The 20,905-nt window shown below is 73.8% G+C and carries 18 protein-coding genes and 3 tRNA genes; 12 read left to right on the top strand and 9 right to left on the bottom strand.

Translation table 11 applies throughout. The features are described 5' to 3' along the window. The first annotated feature begins 1 nt into the window (after position 1). From AB0N76_RS10450 to fabF, 5 genes are all read left to right on the top strand, one after another. Positions 2-1,198: a helix-turn-helix domain-containing protein gene (locus tag AB0N76_RS10450; RefSeq protein WP_363555331.1), complete on the top strand. Its 1,197-nt coding sequence runs from the start codon at positions 2-4 to the stop codon at positions 1,196-1,198. 90 nt (positions 1,199-1,288) lie between these two features. Then, the gene (locus AB0N76_RS10445) at positions 1,289-2,239 is read left to right on the top strand and encodes an ACP S-malonyltransferase (protein ID WP_363555289.1); all 951 of its coding nucleotides are present in this window, start codon (positions 1,289-1,291) and stop codon (positions 2,237-2,239) included. Further along, on the top strand, positions 2,236-3,285 hold the full coding sequence (locus AB0N76_RS10440) for a beta-ketoacyl-ACP synthase III (protein WP_363555287.1): 1,050 nt from the start codon (positions 2,236-2,238) through the stop codon (positions 3,283-3,285). The genes AB0N76_RS10445 and AB0N76_RS10440 overlap by 4 nt, the downstream gene beginning before the upstream one ends. A gap of 79 nt (positions 3,286-3,364) precedes the next feature. Continuing rightward, positions 3,365-3,607, top strand: coding sequence for an acyl carrier protein (locus AB0N76_RS10435; protein ID WP_363555285.1), 243 nt, complete (start codon positions 3,365-3,367; stop codon positions 3,605-3,607). Positions 3,608-3,748: 141 nt separating this feature from the next. After that, complete coding sequence (gene fabF, locus AB0N76_RS10430; protein ID WP_363555283.1) at positions 3,749-5,014, top strand: beta-ketoacyl-ACP synthase II; 1,266 nt, start codon at positions 3,749-3,751, stop codon at positions 5,012-5,014. A 92-nt stretch (positions 5,015-5,106) separates the two neighbouring features. Here fabF and AB0N76_RS10425 read toward each other — a convergent pair whose 3' ends face one another. Continuing rightward, the gene (locus AB0N76_RS10425) at positions 5,107-5,601 is read right to left on the bottom strand and encodes a DUF3145 domain-containing protein (protein WP_363555281.1); all 495 of its coding nucleotides are present in this window, start codon (positions 5,599-5,601) and stop codon (positions 5,107-5,109) included. Positions 5,602-5,953: 352 nt separating this feature from the next. Next, positions 5,954-7,000 (bottom strand): NADP-dependent oxidoreductase, encoded by a 1,047-nt coding sequence (locus AB0N76_RS10420; protein WP_363555279.1) that lies wholly within the window; start codon positions 6,998-7,000, stop codon positions 5,954-5,956. Positions 7,001-7,090: 90 nt separating this feature from the next. Between AB0N76_RS10420 and AB0N76_RS10415 the strand changes: the two genes are divergently transcribed. Then, positions 7,091-7,555 (top strand): MarR family transcriptional regulator, encoded by a 465-nt coding sequence (locus AB0N76_RS10415; protein WP_363555277.1) that lies wholly within the window; start codon positions 7,091-7,093, stop codon positions 7,553-7,555. Positions 7,556-7,707: 152 nt separating this feature from the next. Next, positions 7,708-9,237, top strand: coding sequence for an LCP family protein (locus AB0N76_RS10410; RefSeq protein ID WP_363555275.1), 1,530 nt, complete (start codon positions 7,708-7,710; stop codon positions 9,235-9,237). A gap of 9 nt (positions 9,238-9,246) precedes the next feature. Here the strand turns inward: AB0N76_RS10410 and AB0N76_RS10405 are convergent, their stop codons facing one another. The 3 genes from AB0N76_RS10405 to AB0N76_RS10395 form a co-directional block, all read right to left on the bottom strand. After that, complete coding sequence (locus tag AB0N76_RS10405) at positions 9,247-10,161, bottom strand: pyridoxal-phosphate dependent enzyme (RefSeq protein WP_363555273.1); 915 nt, start codon at positions 10,159-10,161, stop codon at positions 9,247-9,249. A 74-nt stretch (positions 10,162-10,235) separates the two neighbouring features. Then, positions 10,236-10,622, bottom strand: coding sequence for a peptidoglycan-binding domain-containing protein (locus AB0N76_RS10400; protein WP_363555271.1), 387 nt, complete (start codon positions 10,620-10,622; stop codon positions 10,236-10,238). Positions 10,623-10,957: 335 nt separating this feature from the next. Continuing rightward, a tRNA-Ile gene (locus AB0N76_RS10395) sits at positions 10,958-11,031 on the bottom strand. 289 nt (positions 11,032-11,320) lie between these two features. Between AB0N76_RS10395 and AB0N76_RS10390 the strand changes: the two genes are divergently transcribed. Continuing rightward, complete coding sequence (locus AB0N76_RS10390) at positions 11,321-12,067, top strand: trypsin-like peptidase domain-containing protein (RefSeq protein ID WP_363555269.1); 747 nt, start codon at positions 11,321-11,323, stop codon at positions 12,065-12,067. 110 nt (positions 12,068-12,177) lie between these two features. On the opposite strand, the gene AB0N76_RS10385 is transcribed toward AB0N76_RS10390, so the two are convergent. Continuing rightward, positions 12,178-12,250: transfer RNA gene (locus AB0N76_RS10385), tRNA-Asn, on the bottom strand. A gap of 60 nt (positions 12,251-12,310) precedes the next feature. Further along, positions 12,311-12,383: transfer RNA gene (locus AB0N76_RS10380), tRNA-Asn, on the bottom strand. Between the two features lie 240 nt (positions 12,384-12,623). On the opposite strand from AB0N76_RS10380, the gene AB0N76_RS10375 reads away from it, so the two are divergent. The 4 genes from AB0N76_RS10375 (at position 12,624) to AB0N76_RS10360 (ending at position 17,593) form a co-directional block, all read left to right on the top strand. Next, positions 12,624-12,920, top strand: a complete 297-nt coding sequence (locus AB0N76_RS10375) for a hypothetical protein (protein ID WP_363555329.1) — start codon at positions 12,624-12,626, stop codon at positions 12,918-12,920. 88 nt (positions 12,921-13,008) lie between these two features. After that, the gene (locus AB0N76_RS10370) at positions 13,009-14,442 is read left to right on the top strand and encodes an FGGY family carbohydrate kinase (RefSeq protein WP_363555267.1); all 1,434 of its coding nucleotides are present in this window, start codon (positions 13,009-13,011) and stop codon (positions 14,440-14,442) included. A gap of 136 nt (positions 14,443-14,578) precedes the next feature. After that, the gene (locus AB0N76_RS10365; protein ID WP_363555265.1) at positions 14,579-15,985 is read left to right on the top strand and encodes a glutamate decarboxylase; all 1,407 of its coding nucleotides are present in this window, start codon (positions 14,579-14,581) and stop codon (positions 15,983-15,985) included. Positions 15,986-16,483: 498 nt separating this feature from the next. Beyond that, positions 16,484-17,593 (top strand): DUF2690 domain-containing protein, encoded by a 1,110-nt coding sequence (locus tag AB0N76_RS10360; protein ID WP_363555263.1) that lies wholly within the window; start codon positions 16,484-16,486, stop codon positions 17,591-17,593. Here AB0N76_RS10360 and AB0N76_RS10355 read toward each other — a convergent pair. Together AB0N76_RS10355 and dnaG are read right to left on the bottom strand one after the other, a co-directional pair. Beyond that, positions 17,590-18,777, bottom strand: a complete 1,188-nt coding sequence (locus AB0N76_RS10355) for an RNA polymerase sigma factor (protein ID WP_363555261.1) — start codon at positions 18,775-18,777, stop codon at positions 17,590-17,592. The two genes, AB0N76_RS10360 and AB0N76_RS10355, sit on opposite strands and share 4 nt — an antisense overlap. 177 nt (positions 18,778-18,954) lie before the next feature. Further along, complete coding sequence (dnaG, locus tag AB0N76_RS10350) at positions 18,955-20,862, bottom strand: DNA primase (protein WP_363555259.1); 1,908 nt, start codon at positions 20,860-20,862, stop codon at positions 18,955-18,957. Positions 20,863-20,905 lie beyond the last annotated feature (43 nt).

Genomic DNA, 20,905 nt, shown 5'->3' with positions numbered 1-20,905 from the left:
CCTGACCGCGCAGGAGCGCCGGCTCGCCGCCGAGCGCGCCGAGCGCCGGGCCGCGACCCTCAAGCGGCTGGAGAAGTCCTCGGGCAAGCTCGCCTCCGCCGCGATCGCGCGGATGGACGACCAGCTCGGCTGGTACCGGCGGATGCCGCCGGAGCACCGCTCCTGGATCGGTCTGGTGGCCCAGGCCGGCATCGCCGCGTTCACCGAGTGGTACCGCAAGCCGGACGCCCCGCAGGCGATCTCCACCGACGTCTTCGGCACCGCGCCGCGCGAGCTGACCCGGGCGATCACCCTGCGCCAGACCGTCGAGCTGATCCGCACCACCATCGAGGTGATGGAGGAGGCCATCGAGGAGGTGGCCGCCCCCGGCGACGAGGCCGACATGCGCGAGTCGGTGCTGGTCTACGCCCGGGAGATCGCCTTCGCCACCGCCCAGGTGTACGCCCAGGCCGCCGAGGCCCGGGGCGCCTGGGACGCCCGGCTGGAGGCGCTGGTGGTCAACTCGCTGCTCTCCGGCGACGCCGACGAGGGCGTGCTGTCCCGGGCCGCCGCGCTCGGCTGGGGCCAGCCGAGCCAGGTCCGGGTGGTGATGGGCTCGGCGCCGGACGGGGACAGCGAGCTGGTGGTCGAGGCGATCCGCCGGGCCGCCCGGTACGCCAAGCTGCACGTGCTGACCGGGGTGCTGGGCAAGCGCCTGGTGGTCGTGGTCGGCGGCGAGAAGGAGCCGGTGCACGCGGCCCGGGCGCTGATCGGCCAGTTCGCGCCGGGCCCGGTGGTGGTCGGCCCGACCGTGCCGGACCTGCTCTCGGCCACCCGTTCGGCGCACGCCGCGGCGGCCGGTCTGCGGGCCTGCGCGGCCTGGCCGGACGCCCCGCGCCCGGTGCTGGCCGACGACCTGCTGCCGGAGCGGGCGCTGGCCGGCGACCAGGCGGCGCGGCGCCAGTTGGTGGAGGAGATCTACACACCGCTCGACGAGGCCGGATCGGCGCTGCTGGAGACGCTGAGCGTCTACCTGGAACAGGCCTCCTCGCTGGAGGGAGCGGCCAGAATGCTCTTCGTCCACCCCAACACAGTGCGCTACCGGCTCCGACGTGTGACCGACGTCACGGGCTACGCTCCCTCGGACGTTCGTTCGGCCTTCACCCTGCGGATCGCACTGGCGCTGGGACGGCTCACGGACGCCGGGGAGTCAAGCTGACCCCGATGTAGGGACCTTACAATCCCGGATGCTTTTCTTCGTTACCGTCGCCTACCCGCCCCCGGGCGTCTGGCGAGAGAGGGTTGAACCGTGCTCGTAATCGTCGCCCCTGGACAGGGTGCTCAGACCCCCGGTTTCCTCAGCTCCTGGCTGGAGCTCGACGGTGTCGCCGACCGCCTGAACGGCTGGTCGGAGGTCGCCGGTCTCGACCTCGTGCGCGCGGGCACCGAGGCGGACGCCGAGGAGATCAAGGACACCGCCGTCGCCCAGCCGCTGCTGGTGGCGGCCGGCCTGGTGACCGCCCGCGAGCTCTTCCCGGACGAGGCCGCCGCCCGCGCGCTGGTCGGCGCCGTGGCCGGTCACAGCGTCGGCGAGATCACCGCCGCCGCCGGCGCCGGTGTGCTGAGCGCGCACGACGCGCTGACCTTCGTCCGCGAGCGCAGCCTGGCCATGGCCGAGGCCGCCGCCGTCACCGAGACCGGCATGATCGCCGTGCTCGGCGGCGAGCCGGAGGTCGTCGCCGCGAAGCTGGCCGAGCACGGCCTGACCGCGGCCAACAACAACGGTGGCGGCCAGATCGTCGCGGCCGGCACGATCGCGCAGCTCGACGCGCTGCGCGAGGACCCGCCGACCGGTGCCCGGCTGATCGCCCTCAAGGTCGCGGGCGCCTTCCACACCGAGCACATGGCCCCGGGCGTGGAGCGGCTGGCGAAGCTGGCCCCGACCCTGACCGTGGCCGACCCGCAGGTCCGCTACGTCTCCAACCGGGACGGCGGGGTCGTCGGCTCGGGCACCGAGGTGCTGGACCGCCTGGTGTCGCAGGTCTCCAACCCGGTCCGCTGGGACCTCTGCATGGAGACCCTGCGGGAGCTCGGCGCGACCGCCGTCATCGAGCTCGCGCCGGCGGGCACCCTCACCGGACTGGTCAAGCGCAACCTCAAGGGTGTGGCGACGCTTGCCCTCAAGACCCCCGCCGACCTGGACAAGGCCCGCGCGCTCGTCGCGGAGCACGGCGGGCAGGAGCAGGAGCAGCAGGCATGACCGACACCCCGCAGATCCGCCCGGCCACCGGCGCGCAGTACTCGCGCATCCTCGGTGTCGGCGGCTACCGCCCGGTCCGGGTGGTCACCAACGCCGAAGTGCTGACCTGGATCGAGTCCTCGGACGAGTGGATCCGCACCCGCAGCGGGATCGCCGAGCGCCGCTGGGCCGGTCCGGACGAGTCGGTCACCGAGATGTCGGTGCAGGCCGCCGGAAAGGCGATCGCGCAGGCCGGGATCGACCCGGCGCAGATCGGCGGCGTCATCGTCGCGACCGTCTCGCACCTCAAGCAGACCCCGGCCGTCGCCACCGAGATCGCCGAGCGGCTCGGCTGCGGCACCGCCCCGGCCTTCGACATCTCGGCCGCCTGCGCCGGCTTCGGCTACGGCCTGGGCCTGGCCGACGGCATGGTCCGCGGCGGCAGCGCCGAGTACGTGCTGGTGATCGGCGTGGAGCGGCTCAGCGACCTGACCGACACGTCGGACCGCTCGACCGCGTTCATCTTCGGCGACGGCGCGGGCGCGGCGATCGTCGGCCCGTCCGAGACCCCCGGCATCGGCAAGGTCATCTGGGGCTCGGACGGCTCGCAGAAGGACGTCATCACGCAGACCAAGGCCTGGGACACCGCCTTCGGCAAGGAGGGCGCCATCAACGGCGTCGCCGAGGACGAGGCCGCCGGCCTGGGCGTCTGGCCGACGCTGCGGATGGAGGGCCAGACGGTCTTCCGCTGGGCGGTCTGGGAGATGGCCAAGGTGGCCCAGCAGGCGCTCGACGCCGCCGGGATCACCGCCGACCAGCTCGGCGCCTTCATCCCGCACCAGGCCAACATGCGGATCACCGACGCCATGATCAAGGCGCTCAAGCTGCCGGAGTCGGTGCCGGTCGCCCGCGACATCGCGGAGACCGGGAACACCTCCGCGGCCTCCATCCCGCTGGCGATGGAGCGCATGCTGGAGAGCGGTGAGGCCCGCAGCGGCGACCTCGCGCTGATCATCGGGTTCGGGGCGGGTCTCGTGTACGCGGCGGCAGTCGTTACGCTCCCCTAGGCGTTTTCGCCCGAACCACCCACAAACCTGCGTCCGTCCGCCGGGCGGCCGCATTCAACACCGAAGAGGAGCAGCCAGTATGGCTACCAAGGACGAGGTCCTGGAAGGTCTCGCGGAGATCGTCAACGAGATCGCCGGCATCCCGACCGAGGACGTCGAGCTCGACAAGTCCTTCACCGACGACCTGGACGTCGACTCGCTGTCCATGGTCGAGGTCGTCGTCGCCGCCGAGGAGCGCTTCGACGTCAAGATCCCGGACGACGAGGTCAAGAACCTGAAGACCGTCGGCGACGCGGTGGACTACATCCTCGCCAACGTCTGAGCGGTCGACTCGTTCGACGCCTGACATCGGCCGGCTCCCCCCGAGTCGGCCGACCCGCCGGCCGGGACGCCCCACCGGGCGCCCGGCCGGGCTCACCCTCGGCCCGCCGCCGACCCCGCACAACGTGAGAGAAGAAGACCAGTGACCGTTGAAAACCGTACCGTGGTCGTCACGGGTATCGGCGCCTTCACGCCGCTGGGCGGCGACGCCGCCACCACCTGGGAGAACCTGCTCGCCGGGCGTTCCGGGGTGGCTGCCCTGACCGAGGAGTGGGCCGCCGAGCTGCCCGTCCGGATCGGCGCGCGCGTCGCCGTCGAGCCGGGCGAGATCCTCCCCCGCCCGCTGGCCCGCAAGCTGGACCGCTCGGCGCAGTTCGCGCTGATCGCCGCCCGCGAGGCCTGGGCCGACGCCGGGTACGAGACCCCGGCCACCGACGAGTCCTCGAAGCTGGCCCCGGAGCGCCTGGGCACCGTGATCGCCTCCGGCATCGGCGGTGTGACCACCCTGCTCGACCAGTACGACATCCTGCGGGAGAAGGGCGCCCGCAAGGTCTCCCCGCACACCGTCCCGATGCTGATGCCGAACTCCCCGGCGGCCAACGTCGGCCTGGAGGTCGGCGCCCGCGCGGGTGTGCACACCCCCGTCTCCGCCTGCGCCTCCGGCGCCGAGGCGATCGGCTACGCGATCGAGATGATCCGCACCGGCCGCGCCGACGTCGTGGTGGCCGGCGGCACCGAGGCCGCGATGCACCCGCTGCCGATCGCCGCCTTCGCCGCCATGATGGCGATGTCCAAGAACAACGACGACCCGCAGCACGCCTCCCGCCCGTACGACAAGGCCCGGGACGGCTTCGTGCTGGGCGAGGGCGCCGGCGTGGTCGTGCTGGAGTCGGTCGAGCACGCCGAGGCCCGCGGCGCCCGGATCTACTGCGAGGCGGTGGGCCAGGGCCTGTCCTCGGACGCCCACCACATCGCCCAGCCCGAGCCGACCGGCGCCGGCGTGGCCCGCGCGCTGGCCGACCTGTTCGAGCGCAACGAGCTGGACAAGGCCGAGATCGTGCACGTCAACGCGCACGCCACCTCGACCCCGCAGGGTGACACCGCCGAGCTGAAGGCGCTCCGCAAGGAGCTGGGCGAGGACCTCGACCACATCGCCATCTCGGCCACCAAGTCGATGACCGGCCACCTGCTGGGCGGCGCCGGCGGCATCGAGACCGTCGCCACCGTGCAGGCCCTGTACCACCGCGTCGCCCCGCCGACCATCAACGTCGACGAGCTGGACGACGACGTGACGGCGGACATCGTCCGCGGCGAGCCGCGCAAGCTGCCCGAGGGCCGGATCGCCGCGCTGAACAACTCGTTCGGCTTCGGCGGCCACAACGTGGTGCTGGCCTTCCGCACCCGCTGACCCGGCCGCGGGCCGCATCGGCCGTACGCCACACGGAAGGGGCCGGCGCTCATCGCGAGCGCCGGCCCCTTCCGGCCGTTCGGGACCGCCGCTCAGACCACCTGGTGCAGCCAGCGCACCGGCGCGCCCTCGCCGGCGTACCGGAAGGGCTCCAGCTCGTCGTCCCAGGGCTTGCCGAGCAGCATGGCGATCTCGCCCTCCAGGTCCGCCCCCTCGCTGCGGGCGCGCAGCAGGACGGCCCGCAGCCGGTCCTCGGGGATCAGGATGTCCCCGTGGATGCCCGTGACGGCGTGGAAGATGCCGAGCGTGGGCGTGCTGCTGTACCGCTCGCCCTCGGCCGTGGCGCAGGGCTCGCTGGTGACCTCGTACCGCATCAGCTGCCAGCCGCGCAGCGCGGAGGCGAGCTTCGAGGCGGTGCCGGGCTCGCCCTGCCAGGACAGCTCGGCACGCCAATGCCCGGGCGCGGCCGGCTGGCGGATCCAGTCCAGGCTCACCCGCACACCGAGCACCCCCGCGACGGCCCACTCGACGTGCGGGCACAGCGCGCGGGGCGCGGAGTGGACGTACAGGACTCCACGTGTCGTCACCGGGACCTCCAGGCTGTGGACGAGGGTCGCCTTCCCCAGCTGCCTCGCGTTCGTGCCCGTAGTTGATCCACAGTTACCCACGTTAGCCGACATTAAGCCACTAAATTGAGCAAAACGGACAGGCTTTCGCTCAATGCTAGTCGAATCCGCAACAGGGTCCACCCCTCGGTCGGATCTCTCCCCCGAACGGCCCCATCGCCAGGCGGGACCACCGTACCGCGCCGCCCCGCACCACGGCTGACGCACTTTCGGATCCGGCCGGAATGCGGTAGTGCGACCGGATCCCCTCCGCCGGGTACGCAAACCGCCCCGCGTCGGCGGGCGACGCGGGGCGGTTGCGGGTGACGGCGGGTCAGCCGTCCAGGCGGACCACCATCTTGCCGGTGTTGCCGCCGCGCAGCAGGTCGAGGAAGGCCTCGGGGGTGTTCTCGAAGCCGTCCACCACGGTCTCGTCGAAGCGCAGGCCGCCCTCCTTCAGCCAGCCGGCGACCTCGGCGACGAACTGCGGCTGGAGCGCGGCGTGGTCGCCGACCAGGATGCCCTCCAGGCGCAGCCGCTTGCCGATGGCCATCGCCAGGTTGCGCGGGCCGGCCGGGGCGGAGGTGTCGTTGTACTGGGCGATGGCCCCGCACAGCACGGCGCGGCCGTGCACGCCGAGGGCGCTGATCGCGGCCTCCAGGTGGTCGCCGCCGACGTTGTCGAAGTAGAGGTCGATGCCGTCCGGGGCGGCCTTGGCGAGCTGCTCGCCGACCGGGCCGTCCTTGTAGTTGAAGGCGGCGTCGAAGCCGTAGTCCCCGGTCAGCTTGGCGACCTTCTCCGCCGAGCCGGCCGAGCCGACCACCAGCGCGGCGCCCTTGAGCTTGGCGATCTGGCCGACCAGCGAGCCGACCGCGCCGGCCGCGCCGGAGACGAAGACCCGGTCGCCCTCCTTGAGCGCGCCGACCGACAGCAGGCCCGCGTAGGCGGTGAGGCCGGGCATGCCGAGCACGCCGAGGTAGGCGGAGAGCGGCGCGGCCGCCGGGTCCACCTTGACCGCGAGCTTGGCCGGGACGGTGGCGTACTCGCGCCAGCCGAGCCCGTGCAGCACGGCGTCGCCCGGGGCGAAGCCCTCGGCCTCGGAGGCCACCACGTAGCCGACGGCGCCGCCGTCCATGGCCCGGCCGAGCTGGAACGGCGGGATGTAGGACTTCATGTCGTTCATCCGGCCGCGCATGTAGGGGTCGACCGACAGGAAGGCGTTGCGGACCAGGACCTCGCCCGGGCCCGGGGTCCGGACCGGCGCCTCGACCAGGGCGAAGTCGGCCGGGACCGGCCAGCCCTGGGGGCGGGCGGCGAGGTGCCACTCGCGGGCGGTGGCGGGCGCTTCCGACGCGGTGGGCGCGGTCGGGTCGGCGGCCATGATGATCTCCCTACCTGAAAGGTTGAATCGGTGAAGTAACAATGGGCATGAAAGGTTCACCTTGTCAACTGTTCAGGTAGACTGGTGACCATGGAGACCCAGCCGACCCGGTCCACCGCACCGCAGTCCGACGAGATCACCCGCGAGGTCGTCGACCTGATGGCCAATCTGGTCGCGCTCTTCCACCGCGAGTACGAGGAGGCCGCCGCCGCCCGCTCGCTCACCGGAGCGCAGGCCAAGGTCCTCGCCCTGCTCCGGCGCGGGCCGATGCCCATGCGCCAGATCGCCCAGACGCTCAGCTGCGAGCCGTCCAACATCACCGGCATCGTCGACCGGCTGGAGACCCGCGGCTTCGTCACCCGGCAGGCCGACCGGCAGGACCGCCGGGTCAAGCTGGTCGCCGCCACCGACACCGGCGCCACCGCCTCCGAGGAGCTGCGCGAGTCGCTCAACTTCGCCCGCGAACCGCTGGCCGCGCTCGGCCCGGAGGAGCGGACCCAGCTGCGCGACCTGCTCCGCCGGATGCTGACCGGCGCCGCCGACACCGGAGCGTGAGCAGCATCACAGCACCGGCGCCGGAATTGGCCGCCGATCGGAGGTAACCGAACACTCCCCTGGAACGTCTAACGTTCGAAGACCAGGCACCTGTCCGCCCCATCGGACGGTGCGGGGTGGGAACGAGAACGGAAAACGGGGGGACGGGAAGGATGAGCGCCAGCTCGCGCCGTCGGCGTGTCGTACGGACCGTGATAGGCCTCGCCGCCGTCCTGGTGCTGACCGTGGCGGGTGCCGGAGCCTGGTTCTACCACCGGCTCGACACCAACATCACCACCTTCGACGCCGGCGGCGTCGCCACCGAGCGGCCGCCCGCGCCGGTCCCGGTCACCCCGGGCGCCTCGGTGCCGGTCAACGTCCTGCTGCTCGGCTCGGACACCCGCAACGACGGCAACGCCGACCTCGGCGGCGGCGACGAGGGCGTCGGCCACTCCGACACCGCGATCCTGCTGCACATATACGCGGACCGCAAGCACGCCGTCGGCGTCTCCATACCCCGGGACACCCTGGTCACCATCCCGGCCTGCCGGCTGCCGAACGGCGACTGGACCAAGCCCAAGGCCAACCAGATGTTCAACGAGGCGTTCACCATCGGCGCCTCCGCCAACGGCAACCCGGCCTGCACCCAGAACACCGTCGAGGCGCTGACCGGCCTGCGGGTGGACCACACCATCGTGGTCGACTTCAAGGGCGTCTCCGCGATGACCGAGGCCATCAACGGCGTCGACGTCTGCGTCCCCAACGACGTCAACTCGCACAACATCAAGCTCAAGAAGGGCCCGCAGAAGATATCCGGCCCGCCGGCCGTCGACTACCTGCGCGCCCGCTACGGCTTCGGCGACAACTCCGACATCGGCCGGATGAAGCGCCAGCAGGCCTTCCTCTCCTCGATGATCCGCAAGATCCAGGGCCAGGGCTTCTCACTCCCCACCCTGCTCCCGCTCGCCGACGCCGCCACCAAGTCGCTCACCGTCGACGAGGGCCTCGGCACCGCGATGAAGCTGGTCGACTTCGCCCAGTCGCTGCAGCAGATCAAGCTCTCCGACATCACCTTCGTCACCACCCCCTGGCGCTACGCCGGCGACCGGGTCGCCCTGGTCCACCCGGACGTCGACACCCTGTGGCGGCTGCTGCGCGAGGACCGCACCCTGGACGGCCAGAGCACCGGCCAGGTCGCCGACGGCGCGACCGCCACCCCCTCGCCCTCGGCCTCCGCCGGTGCGCAGACCCCCGCGCCGACCGCCACCCCGCTCAGCGCCGAGCAGCTCGCCGCCCCGGTCACCGTGATCAACGGCGTCGGCACCGACGGCCTGGCCGGCCGGGGCTCCGCGGCGATCCGCGCCCAGGGCTTCCAGAACGTCTCGCTCGGCCAGACCACCGGCGGCCGGCTGCGCACCGAGATCGCCTACGACCCGCCGTTCAAGGCCGTCGCCGACCAGCTCGCCGCGCTCTTCCCGGGCGCCCGGCTGACCGAGGAGCCCGGCTCCGAGGGCGTCACCGTCACGCTCGGCCGCGACTACCGCCCGGCCGCCGGCGCGCCCACCGCCGACGCCACCCCGGGCGCCCCCGGCACCCCGGCCGCCGCGCCCACCGGGCCGCTCCCCAGCGCCATGCCCAGCGGCATCGCCGAGAACAGCCGCACCGCCGACACCGACCCCTGCGCCAACCTCACCTTCGGCTGACCGAGCCCGTCAGACCGGGTCCGGCAGGCCGGTGACCACGGCGGTCAGCCGGGTGCCGGGCGGGAAGGCGCCGGCCGCCGCCAGGTCGTACAGGGCGGCCAGCAGCTTGGCCACGTAGCGGCGCTCCAGGGCGACGCCGTGCCGCCGTTCGAAGCCGGCCGCGAACTCCTCCAGCGCGGCCGGCACCCGTCCGTACCCGCCGCCGTGGTGGTCGTGGTCGATCCGCCAGCCGGCGAACTCCCGCCCGTACGCCTCCCGGTGCAGCCGGGCCACCTCGCCCTCCAGGTAGCCGGCCCCGCCGCGCAGCACCGCCACCCCGAGCGCCCGCGCGCCCGGCGGCAGCCCGGCCGCGATCCCGGCCAGCGTGCCGCCGGTCCCGACCGGGCAGCAGACCACGTCCCGCTCCCCGAGGTCGGTCAGCTCCGCGGCGACCGCCGCCGCCCCGCGCGCCGCCAGGGCGTTCGACCCGCCCTCGGGCAGCACCAGGCACCGTCCCCAGCGCTCCAGCCGCCCGGCGTCCCCGGCGGGGCCGAGGGCGCTCCGTCCGGCCGCCTCCCGGTAGTCGGCCCGGGACAGGAACACCAGCTCCATCCCGGCCGCCTCGGCGGCCCGCAGCGACCAGTTCCGCGGCGCGTCCGCCAGCTCCTCCCCGCGCACCAGTCCGACGCTCGCCAGCCCCAGCGCCCCGGCCGCCACCGCGACCGCCCGCAGGTGGGTCGAGTACGCGCCGCCGAAGGTCAGCAGCCGGGTGTGGCCCTGCTCGACCGCCGCCGCCAGGTTCGGCGCCAGCTTGCGCCACTTGTTCCCCGGCACCAGCGGGTGCGCCAGGTCGTCCCGCTTCAGCCGCAGCTCCACCCCCGCCCGGGCCAGCGCCTCGTCGGGGCAGTCCACCAGCGGGGTCGGCAGTCGGGCGGCTTCGAGCATCCGCCCAGGATACGAAAGGCGCCCGCCGCCCCCTCCCGGGCCGGGGAGGGGGCGGCGGGCGCCGGTGCCGGGCCTCAGCTCCAGGTCGGCATGACCGAGTAGCAGTACGGGTCGGAGGTGTGCAGGTTCGCCCAGTACAGCCGGTCACCGGTGTTCGGGCCGACCACGCCGTCCGCGTCGAGGCCCTGCGCCGACTGGTAGGCCTTCAGCACCCGCAGCGTCTCGCCGCCGAACTGCCCGTCCACGCTCAGGGCCATCTCGGGATGCGGCATCGAGCGGGTCGAGTTGTAGTGGTTGAGCGCCAGCTGGACGCAGGTCACGGCCGAGCCGCGGTCGCCGTAGCGGATGTTGCGCGCGCCCACCTTGGCACTCGCCGCCGAAGCGCCGGCGCCGACCACCAGGAGCGCCGCGGTCAGCGCGACCGCCCCCTTGCCCAGAGCCGCCTTCGTGTTCAGCTTCATGGTGCGTTCCCCAACTCTCGTACGGTGTGCGGGCCGCCGGACCCCCTGCCCGGCGACGGCCCAACCGTAGGCGCGCCCGCACCCCCTCGAACGCCGTCCGAACGCCCGCCGGCCCCGTCCCACCCCGTCCCAGGCCGCTGAGCTGCGCTTTGGGACGCCGTCCCGGATCGCATTGGAGACGGCCCACCCGGGCCCGGGGCGTCAACGCGCACCCGGCGCGGACCTGTTCGAGTGACTCCCCGCCTGTCGATGCGGTCGGGGGCGGCGGCGGTCACTAGAGTTCGTGCAGATGACCGCACCTGGTCAAGTCCGGTCAATCCGGACGACGGCGAAGGTGGGGCGGGTGGGACTCGAACCCACGACCAAGGGATTATGAGTCCCCTGCTCTAACCGGCTGAGCTACCGCCCCGGTTCGGCCGCGCGCGACGGCGAGGCGGTCGCGGCAGCAGCAGACGGCCCCGAAAGGCCGTCCCGGGCAGCATAGCCGGTCGATCACCCGTGGTGCGCGCCAGGGGCGCACATGGGTGCGCGCGCGGGCGGCGGCGGCCCGGCGCCCGTCGGCGGGGCGCCTGACGGGGCGGGTGACGGGGCGTGAGGGGGCGGCGGTGGCGCGGACCGGCCCCGCCTGGTAGATCTTCCTCTCGAACGGCGGACCGCATCACCCGCAGCGCCCGCCCCGAGGACGAGACGGAGCCCCGATGGCCTCCCGCCCGGTACGGCCCGCGCGCGCGGCCAGGACGGTCGCCCTGGCGGCCCTGCTGCTGGCCGCCGCGATGGCCTGCGGCGGGGAGCAGCGGGACCGGACGGCCGAGGTGGCCCCGCCGAACCCGGCCTGGGACCGGGTCGGCACCCTGTCGGTGCGCACCGCGCAGGGACCCAGGGCGTGCACGGCGAGCGTGGTGCAGAGCCCGCGGCGGAACCTCCTGGTGACCGCCGCGCACTGCGTGCAGAGCCGCCGGATCGGTCTGCTGGACGGCCTGGTGTTCACCCCGGGCTACCGCAACGGCTACTCCCCGTACGGGAGTTGGCAGGTGGAGTCGGTCACCGTCGATCCGCGCTGGGTCGCCGACGACGACCCCGAGTACGACGTGGCGTTCGTCACCGTGCGGGCGCTCAACGGCCGGCAGGTGGAGGACGCGGTCGGCGGCAACCCGCTGGGCACCGGCCAGGGCTTCGGGCTGGCGGTCTCGGTCACCGGCTACCCCAACGAGCGCGACGAGCCGATCACCTGCTCGGGCCTGACCAGCTCGCAGAGCCCGACCCAGGAGCGCTTCGACTGCGGCGGCTACACCGACGGCACCAGCGGCAGCCCGTGGCTGACCACCAACGGCCGGGTGATCGGCGTGATCGGCGGCTACCAGGAGGGCGGCGAGACCGAGGGCACCTCGTACAGCGTCGCCTTCGACGACCGGGTCGCCGAGCTCTACCAGCTGGCCGTGGAGTGAGCGCGGAGTGAGCACCGTCACCCCGTGCGGGGGTCCCGGAGCAACACGAAGGCCCCCCGGTCATCCGAGGGGCCTTCGCTCTGAGCAGTCACCGGGCGCACCCGGTGCAGCTCCCGCATTTGGACTCGAACCAAAAACCTGCCGGTTAACAGCCGGCTGCTCTGCCAATTGAGCTATGCGGGATCGCGGTACACAACTGCCGTACCACGGCTGGGCGGTGGACCCTAGGGGCCGCCACCCGAGCTCCCCCAATTGGACTCGAACCAATAACCTGCCGATTAACAGTCGGCTGCTCTGCCAATTGAGCTATGGGGGATCGAGCTTCCCGCTCCGGCTCCCGGTCTCCCGGGCTCCTCGGCGTTCGCTGCGGGACATACATTAGCGCACTCGGGGGGGTGGTCCGCCAATCGCTTTCCCCGGCGCCACCGACGACCGCCCGGCGCGCCCCCCGCGCGCCCGGCGCACCGCCCGTGGATGCTGGGGTCACCGACGGTTCACCGTCCCGACAGACGGGTAGGGCAATGCGGCAATGGCCGCCAGGAGAGGGTGGAATCCGATCATGTGGAAGCTGTCGTTCGGCGTCGGACTCGCGACGGGCTATGTCCTGGGCACGCGGGCGGGGCGCCAGCGGTACGAGCAGATCGCCAGGATCACCCGGCAGGTCGCCCAGAACCCCACGGTCCAGGGCGCGGCCGACAAGGCGAGGCAGCAGGCCGGCGCGGTCGCCGGGAAGGCCGCCGGAGCCATCACGGACAAGGTCGGCGACCGGCTGCCCAGCGCCGTCACCGACCGGGTGCCGTACTTCAACCGGCCCAAGGCCGAGGACGACGCCTGGGGCACCTTCCGGCCGTAGGACCCGTTCCGGGGCGCGGTGACCGGCCGGGGCGGATATTTCCCCGGCCGGGCCGCGCCCGGACGACCGCTGAGGCATGATCTCGACTATGGCCATCGTCGCGGGGATAGACAGCTCGACCGGTCGCACCCGGATCGTCGCGTGCGACTCCGAGACCGGCGCGGTCCTGCGCTCCGGCAAGGCCCCCCACCCCGTCGCGGAGGGCCCGGACACGCGGCCCGGCGAGACCGACCCGCAGCTGTGGCTGCACTCGCTCGGCGACGCCGCCGCCGGCGGCCTGCTGGAGGGCGTCCGGGCGATCGGCGTCAGCGCCCAGCAGCACGGCATGATCGGCCTGGACGCCGGCGGCGTCCTGGTCCGGCCCGCGATCCTCTGGAACGACCCGCGCTCCAGCGGCGCGGCCGCCACCCTGCTGGACGCGCTCGGCGGCCCGGCCGCCTGGACAGCGGCCATCGGCGCCGTCCCCGGCCCCACGTACACCATCGCCAAGCTGCGCTGGCTGGCCGAGTTCGAGCCCGCCAACGCCCGCCGGATCGCCGAGGTGCTGCTGCCGCACGACTGGCTGGTCTGGCAGCTGCTCGGCCACCCCAAGCGCCGCACCACCGACCGGGGCGACGCCTCCGGCACCGGCTACTGGTCCCCGATCACCGGCGAGTACCGGCAGGACCTGGTCGAGCTGGCGCTCGGCCACCCGCTGCGGGTCCCGGACGTGCTCGGCCCGGCCGAACCCGCCGGCCACACCCCCGAAGGCCTGCTGATCTCGGCCGGCACCGGCGACAACATGGCCGCCGCGCTCGGCCTCGGCCTCGGCCCCGGCGACGCGGTGGTCTCGCTGGGCAGCGCCGGGACGATCTTCGCGGTGCACGAGCAGGCCGTGGTGGACGCCACCGGGCTGGTCTCCTCCTTCGCCGACGCCACCGGCCGGCACCTGCCGATGGTCGCCACCCTGAACGCCGCCCAGGTGCTCCGCTCCACCGCCGCCCTGCTCGGCCGCGACCTGGAGGGCCTCAGCGACCTCGCGATGCAGTCCTCCCCCGGCGCGTACGGGCTGGTGCTGCTCCCCTACCTGGACGGCGAGCGGACGCCCGCGCTGCCGCACGCGGCCGGCACCCTGACCGGTCTGCGGGCCGAGTCGATGGCCCCTCAGCACCTGGCCCGGGCCGCCGTCGAGGGCATGCTCTGCAACAGCGCCGACGCCCTGGACGTGCTGCGCGCCCGGGGCGTCGAGATCAAGCGGGTCTTCCTGCTGGGTGCCGCCGGGCGGCTGCAGGCCGTCCGGCACGTCGCCCCGCAGCTGTTCGGCGTCCCGGTGGTGGTCCCGCCGCCCGGCGCGCACGCGGCGCGCGGCGCGGCCCGGCAGGCCGCCTGGGCGCTGGCCGGCACGCCCGAGCCGCCGCGCTGGGAGCTGCCGGAGGCGGTCACCGCCGCCCCGGACGGCGAGCACGACCTGCCGGTCGGTTCGGCGGTCCGTCAGCAGTACCGGGCCGCCCGCGAGCAGATCCACCCGGAGACCGCCGGCTGAGCCGGCCGGACGCGAGCCGACGGACGGGAACCGGACGGGGAGCGGCACCCGGCCGGGCGGTGAAGATGCGTCACCCGGCGGCCGGTGGCAGCGTGGGAGGCGACGCGGCCACCGGACGGAAGGGCGGCAGGATCCCATGGCACTCCACGAGGGAGCCGGTGACGACCGCCGGCTGAACGTCGGCCCGTTCGTCGGCACCGCCGCCGACCCGCTCGGCGCGATGGAGCTGGCGCCGCCGCTGCACCGGCTCGGCGACGGCCCGGTCCCGGCCGACACCGCGTACCAGCTGATCCACGACGAGCTGATGCTGGACGGGAACGCGCGGCTCAACCTGGCCACCTTCGTCACCACCTCGATGGAGGTGCAGGCCACCCGGCTGATGACCGAGTGCCTCGACAAGAACATGATCGACAAGGACGAGTACCCGCAGACCGCCGAACTGGAGCGGCGCTGCGTGGCGATCCTCGCCGACCTGTGGCACGCCCCCGACCCGGACGCCGCCGTCGGCTGCTCCACCACCGGCTCCAGCGAGGCCTGCATGCTGGCCGGCCTCGCGCTCAAGCGCCGCTGGATGCAGCGCAACGCCCACCGCTACGCGGCCGGCGCCCGGCCCAACCTGGTGATGGGCGTCAACGTGCAGGTCTGCTGGGAGAAGTTCTGCACCTTCTGGGAGGTCGACGCGCGCACCGCCCCGATGGAGGGCGAGCGCTTCCACCTCGGCCCCGAGCAGGCGGTGGCGCTCTGCGACCGGGACACCATCGGCGTGGTCGGCGTACTCGGCTCGACCTTCGACGGCTCCTACGAACCGGTCGCGGAGATCTGCGCCGCGCTCGACGACCTCCAGCGGCGCACCGGCCTGGACGTCCCGGTCCACGTGGACGGCGCCTCCGGCGGCATGATCGCGCCGTTCCTGGACGAGGAGCTGGTCTGGGACTTCCGGCTGCCCCGGGTCGTCTCCGTCAACACCTCCGGCCACAAGTACGGGCTGGTCTACCCCGGCGTCGGCTGGGCGCTCTGGCGCGACCACGAGGCGCTGCCCGAGGAGCTGGTGTTCCGGGTCAACTACCTGGGCGGCGAGATGCCGACCTTCGCCCTGAACTTCTCCCGGCCCGGCGCCCAGGTGATCGGCCAGTACTACACCTTCCTGCGGCTCGGCCGGGCCGGCTACCGGGCGGTCCAGGGCGCCTGCCGGGAGGTGGCCGGCTACCTGGCCGGGGCGATCGAGGAGCTCGGCGACTTCCGGCTGCTGACCCGGGGCACCCAGCTGCCGGTGTTCGCGCTCACCACGGCGGACGGCGTGCCGTTCGACGTCTTCGACGTGTCCCGGCGGCTGCGCGAGCGCGGCTGGCAGGTGCCCGCGTACACCTTCCCGGCGAACCGGGAGGACCTCTCGGTGCTGCGGGTGGTCTGCCGCAACGGCTTCTCCCGCGACCTCGCGGACCTGCTGCTCGGTGATCTGGGCCGGCTGCTGCCGGAGCTGCGCCGGCAGCCGGTGCCGCTCCAGGAGCTCGGGGTGCCGGCCCGGACGGGCTTCCACCACTGAGGAGCGCGGTCCCCGCTCTCGTGGGCGGCCGGTCTCGTGGGCGGCCGGTCTCGTGGGCGGCCGGTCTCGTGGGCGGCCGGTCTCGTGGGCGGCCGGTCTCGTGGGCGGCCGGCGGATGATCGCGGCGGGGAGGGCGGCACGCAAGCGCGACCTCCCCGCCGCGCGTCCCTGTGGCCCGGGGCAGCCTCCCCCCGTGAGGCTGCCACGGACCCGTGGGGGCCAGGAACGGCAGAGCGTCAGGGCCCGTACGAACGGTGCCCGGACGAAGGAACCGGGCGGCGAACCGCACCGGCCAGAGAACAATGCCCCACGAGCACATGAATGTTCGAGCGTCTCCCGGGGTTGTGAGACACTTCCGTCCGTCTCAGCGCCGGGACCAGGCTTTTGGGACGCCGGGCCGCTGAGGTTTGAGACGCGAGACGCCCACCCGGGCCCGGAGCAGGGCCCCGACGGGCCCGCCGCTCCCGCCCCGCCCGCCTCGGATGTTTGGAAGAACGCATGGGTTCCGCCTGGAAGCAGCTGCCGGACGACCTGTCCGCCCCCGCCGGACGCCTGACCGAGGAGCTGCGCGCCGTCAAGGACGCGACCGGGCTCTCGCTCTCCGAGCTGGCCGCCCGCACCCACTACAGCCGGGCCTCCTGGGAGCGCTGGCTGAACGGCAAGCGGGTCATCACCGAGCAGGCGCTCGACGCGCTGATCGGCGCCGTGGAGTGCGACGGTCCGGCGCTGCGGGCGCTCTGGGCGGAGTCCGTGGCCGGGGAGCCGGCGGCGGAGGCCGTGGCCGCCGTGGCGGCCGTGGCACCGGTGGAGACGGTCGAGCCGGCGGAGCCGGTCGAGCCCGAGGTCGCGCCGTCCGGGGCCGAGGAGCGGGAGACCGGCACCGGCCCCGAGGTCACGGCCGCGCCCGTGGTGGTCGCGGAGGCCGCCGTCCCCGAGCCCGCGGCCCCGGCGACCGGCCGGGTGCTGGGCCGGCCGGTGGCACTGATCACCGCCGCGGTGGTGGCGGTGCTGCTGCTGGTCCTCGCCGTGGTGCGCTACACCTCGTTCGCGGAGGGGGAGGAGGTGACGCCGACCACCGCCGGCGGACAGCCGACCGCCTCGGCGGACACCGGCACCCCGACCAACCCGGTCGCCCCGGTCTCCCCGCCCTCCCCCGCCGTCTCCTCGGCCACCAACCCCGCGCCGCCGGTCCCCGCCTGCCAGGCGATCGGCTGCTCCCACAAGGACCCCAAGGCGACCGGCTGCGGCGGCGACGCCCGGACCCTGCAGACCACCAACATCGGCAAGGTCGTCGTCTACCTCCGCTACAGCCAGAAGTGCCAGGCCGCCTGGGCCGCGATCACCGAGGGCCAGCCGGGCGACCAGGCGACCGTCACCACCAGCTCCGGTGAGACGGAGACGGCGCTGATCCACTGGGGCTACGACAACTACTCGTGGATGGTGAACGCGGCCGACCCGGCGGTCACCTTCCAGGTCTGCGGCCGCCAGAGCCAGCCCGAGGGCGCCTCCTGCACCAACAGCGTCGCCAACCTGGCCCGGCTGGTCGCCTCCACCCCGATCCCGATCGGCCCGGCCTCCCCGCCCCCGGCCACCACCCCGGCGTCCTAATCCAGGTAGCCGCGGAGCTGGGCGGCGAAGGCGTGGTCGCGGAGCTTGACCAGGGTCTTCGACTCGATCTGGCGGATCCGCTCCCGGGTGACGCCGAACAGCACGCCGATCTCCTCCAGCGTGCGCGGCCGCCCGTCGTCCAGGCCGTAGCGGAGCTGGACCACCTGGCGCTCGCGCTCGCCGAGGGTGGCCAGCACCGCCTCCAGGTGCTGACGCAGCAGCAGGAAGGCGGCGGACTCGGCGGGTGAGGCCGCGTCGGCGTCCTCGATCAGGTCGCCGAGCGCCACGTCGTCCTCCTCGCCGACCGGGGTGTGCAGCGAGATCGGCTCCTGGGCCAGCCGGAGCAGCTCGCGGACCCGGTGTTCGGTGAGTTCCAGGACGGCCGCGATGTCGGCCGGGCCCGGTTCGGTCCCGCGCTCCTGGAGCAGCGAGCGCTGCACCCGCACCACCCGGTTGATCAGCTCGACGACGTGCACCGGCACCCGGATCGTCCGGGCCTGGTCGGCCAGCGCGCGGCTCATCGCCTGGCGGATCCACCAGGTCGCGTAGGTGGAGAACTTGTAGCCGCGGGCGTAGTCGAACTTCTCCACCGCCCGGATCAGGCCGAGGTTGCCCTCCTGGACCAGGTCGAGCAGGGTCAGGCCGCGGCCGACGTAGCGCTTGGCGACGGAGACCACCAGCCGCAGGTTGGCCTCGATCAGCCGGCGCTTGGCGAGCCGGCCGATCACCACCAGGGTGTCCAGCTCGCGGGCGAGTGCGTCGGCGGGCGGCGGGTCCCGGTCCAGCCGTTCCTCGGCGAAGAGGCCGGCCTCGATCCGGCGGGCCAGTTCGACCTCCTCGACGGCGGTGAGCAGCCGGACCCGGCCGATCTCGCGGAGGTACTGGCGGAGCAGGTCGGCCGCCGGGCTGCTCGAATCGGTGCCGGTCCCGGGCTCTGCCTCTGTCTCCGCCTCGGGCTCGGTGTCCGGATCGGGGTCGGGGTCGGCGGGGTCGGCGGGCTCGGCCTCGGCTTCGGCGGCCTCGGGGTGGCCGGCCGGCCGGTCCTGTGCGGGCACCCGGGCCCCGTCCGGGGGCGGTGTGCCCGCCCGGCCGTGGGCCTCGGGCGGGCCGGGGTCGTCGTGCGGAGGAGGCGGGGCGAGCGGGTCGGTGGTCGGCTGGGCGGTCGCGGCAAGGCCTCGGTCCACGGGCATCCCTCGGGGCGGGCGCGACTCTGGCGGACCCGCGCTGTACGGAGGTAGGACGCCCTCCAGTGTGCGGCACGCCACACTCCGTGGCCGAGACTCGTGCGCGGACTTTCTGCGCCCGGCCCCGCGCCGGGTAGCACGCCCGGCCCGCGCGGCCGGGGCCGCGGGGAGCGCCCGTCAGAGCGCGGCGGAGCCCTGGCTGCGCAGCAGCTGCCCGTACTGCTGGAGCTGCCACAGCTCGGTCTGCACGGCGTGCAGCGCCTCGGGCTCGGCCCGGTTGCCGAGCCGCTGGAGGTGGGCGCGGACCTCGTTCACCCGCCGGTCCACGGCCAGCAGCCGCAGCTTGACCAGGAACTCCCCCGCGTAGATCGCGTCCACCTTGCGGCGCGAGCGCACCGGTTCCACGGTCAGCTCGGTGACCAGCGACCGCACCTGGTCGTCCGGGCAGGCCTCGCGCACCACGGCGGTGAAGTCGGCCAGGGTGGCCCCGTACGCGGCGCCGCCGGCCTGGCCGAGCGCGCGGCGCACGGCCGTGTACGGCGGGGTCGGGAACTCGTCCTCGCCGTAGTTGTCGAAGGCCGGGGCGACCAGGTCCGGGTGCTGGAGGGCCAGCTTGAGCAGTTCGCGCTCGACGAACTGGGCCGGGTCGCGCGGGTTGAGCACGAAGGCGGGCCGGGCCGGGCGGACCTGCTGGGCCGGCTCGGGGCGGCGGAGCTGGCCGTTGCCGCGCGGGTTCTGCTGGCGCTCGCGGTCCCAGCGGGCCAGCTGGGAGACCCGGCGGACCACGAACGGCTCGTCCAGGATGCCGAGCATGCCGGCCAGCCGGACGGCGTACTCGTGCTGGATCGAGCGGTCCTTGATCTTGGCGACGATCGGCGCCGCCTCCTCCAGCGCCGCCGAGCGGCCCTCGGGGATGTCGACCCGGTGCTTGGCGACCACCGAGTGCAGCGCGAACTCGAACAGCGGGACCGGGTTGTCGATCAGCTCGCGGACCGCGTCGTCGCCCTTGGCCAGCCGCAGGTCGCACGGGTCCATGCCGCCGGGGCTGACCGCGATCGAGGTCTTGGCGGCGAACTTCTGGTCGTCCTCGAAGGCGCGCAGGGCCGCCTTCTGGCCGGCCGCGTCGCCGTCAAAGGTGAAGACGGTCTCGCCGCGGTACTGCGAGGTGTCCATCAGCAGCCGGCGGATGATCTTGATGTGGTCCTCGGCGAACGCCGTGCCGCAGGTCGCCACCGCCGAGGTCACCCCGGCCAGGTGGCAGGCCATCACGTCGGTGTAGCCCTCGACCACCACCGCCCGGCCCGACTTGGCGATCTCCTTCTTCGCCAGGTCGATGCCGTAGAGCACGTGCGACTTCTTGTAGATCGGCGTCTCGGGGGTGTTGAGGTACTTCGGCCCGTTGTCGTCCTCGCGCAGCCGCCGGGCGCCGAAGCCGACCACCTCGCCGGCGATGTCGCGGATCGGCCAGACCAGCCGGCCGCGGAACCGGTCGATCAGACCGCCGCGCTGGCCCTGCGAGGCCAGGCCGCCGAGCAGGATCTCCTTGTCCGTGAAGCCCTTGCCGCGCAGGTAGCGGACCAGGTTCTCCCAGCCGGCCGGGGCGTAGCCGACGCCGAAGGTCTTCGCGGCCTCCTCGTCGAAGCCGCGCTCGGCCAGGAAGCGGCGGCCGATCTCGGCCTCCGGGGAGCCGAGCTGCTCCTGGTACCAGGCGGAGGCCACCTTGTGCGCCTCGACCAGGCGGGTGCGCTCGCCCTGCTGGTGGCGCGGGCTGTAGCCGCCCTCCTCGTAACGGAGGGTGATGCCGGCCTGGGCGGCCATCCGCTCGACGGCCTCGGCGAAGGTGAAGTGCTCGATCTTCATCAGGAAGGCGATGGTGTCGCCGTTCTCCTGGCAGCCGAAGCAGTGGAAGACGCCCTTGGCGGGGTTGACGTAGAAGGAGGCGGACTTCTCGTCGTGGAAGGGGCAGACGCCCTTGTACTCGCCACCGCCACCGTTGGTCAGCTGTACGTAGTCGCCGACCACCGCGTCGATCGGCAGTGCGCTCCGCACCGCCTGCACGTCTTCGTCCCTGATCCGCCCGGCCACCCCGGAAGTCTACTGGGGCGGCCGGGGTTTCCGGCGGGCCGTT

The organism is Kitasatospora sp. NPDC093806, from assembly GCF_040683335.1.
Taxonomy (GTDB): domain Bacteria; phylum Actinomycetota; class Actinomycetes; order Streptomycetales; family Streptomycetaceae; genus Kitasatospora.
Note: the sequence above shows the minus strand (reverse complement) of the source record. Positions and strands in the feature narration are given on the sequence as shown.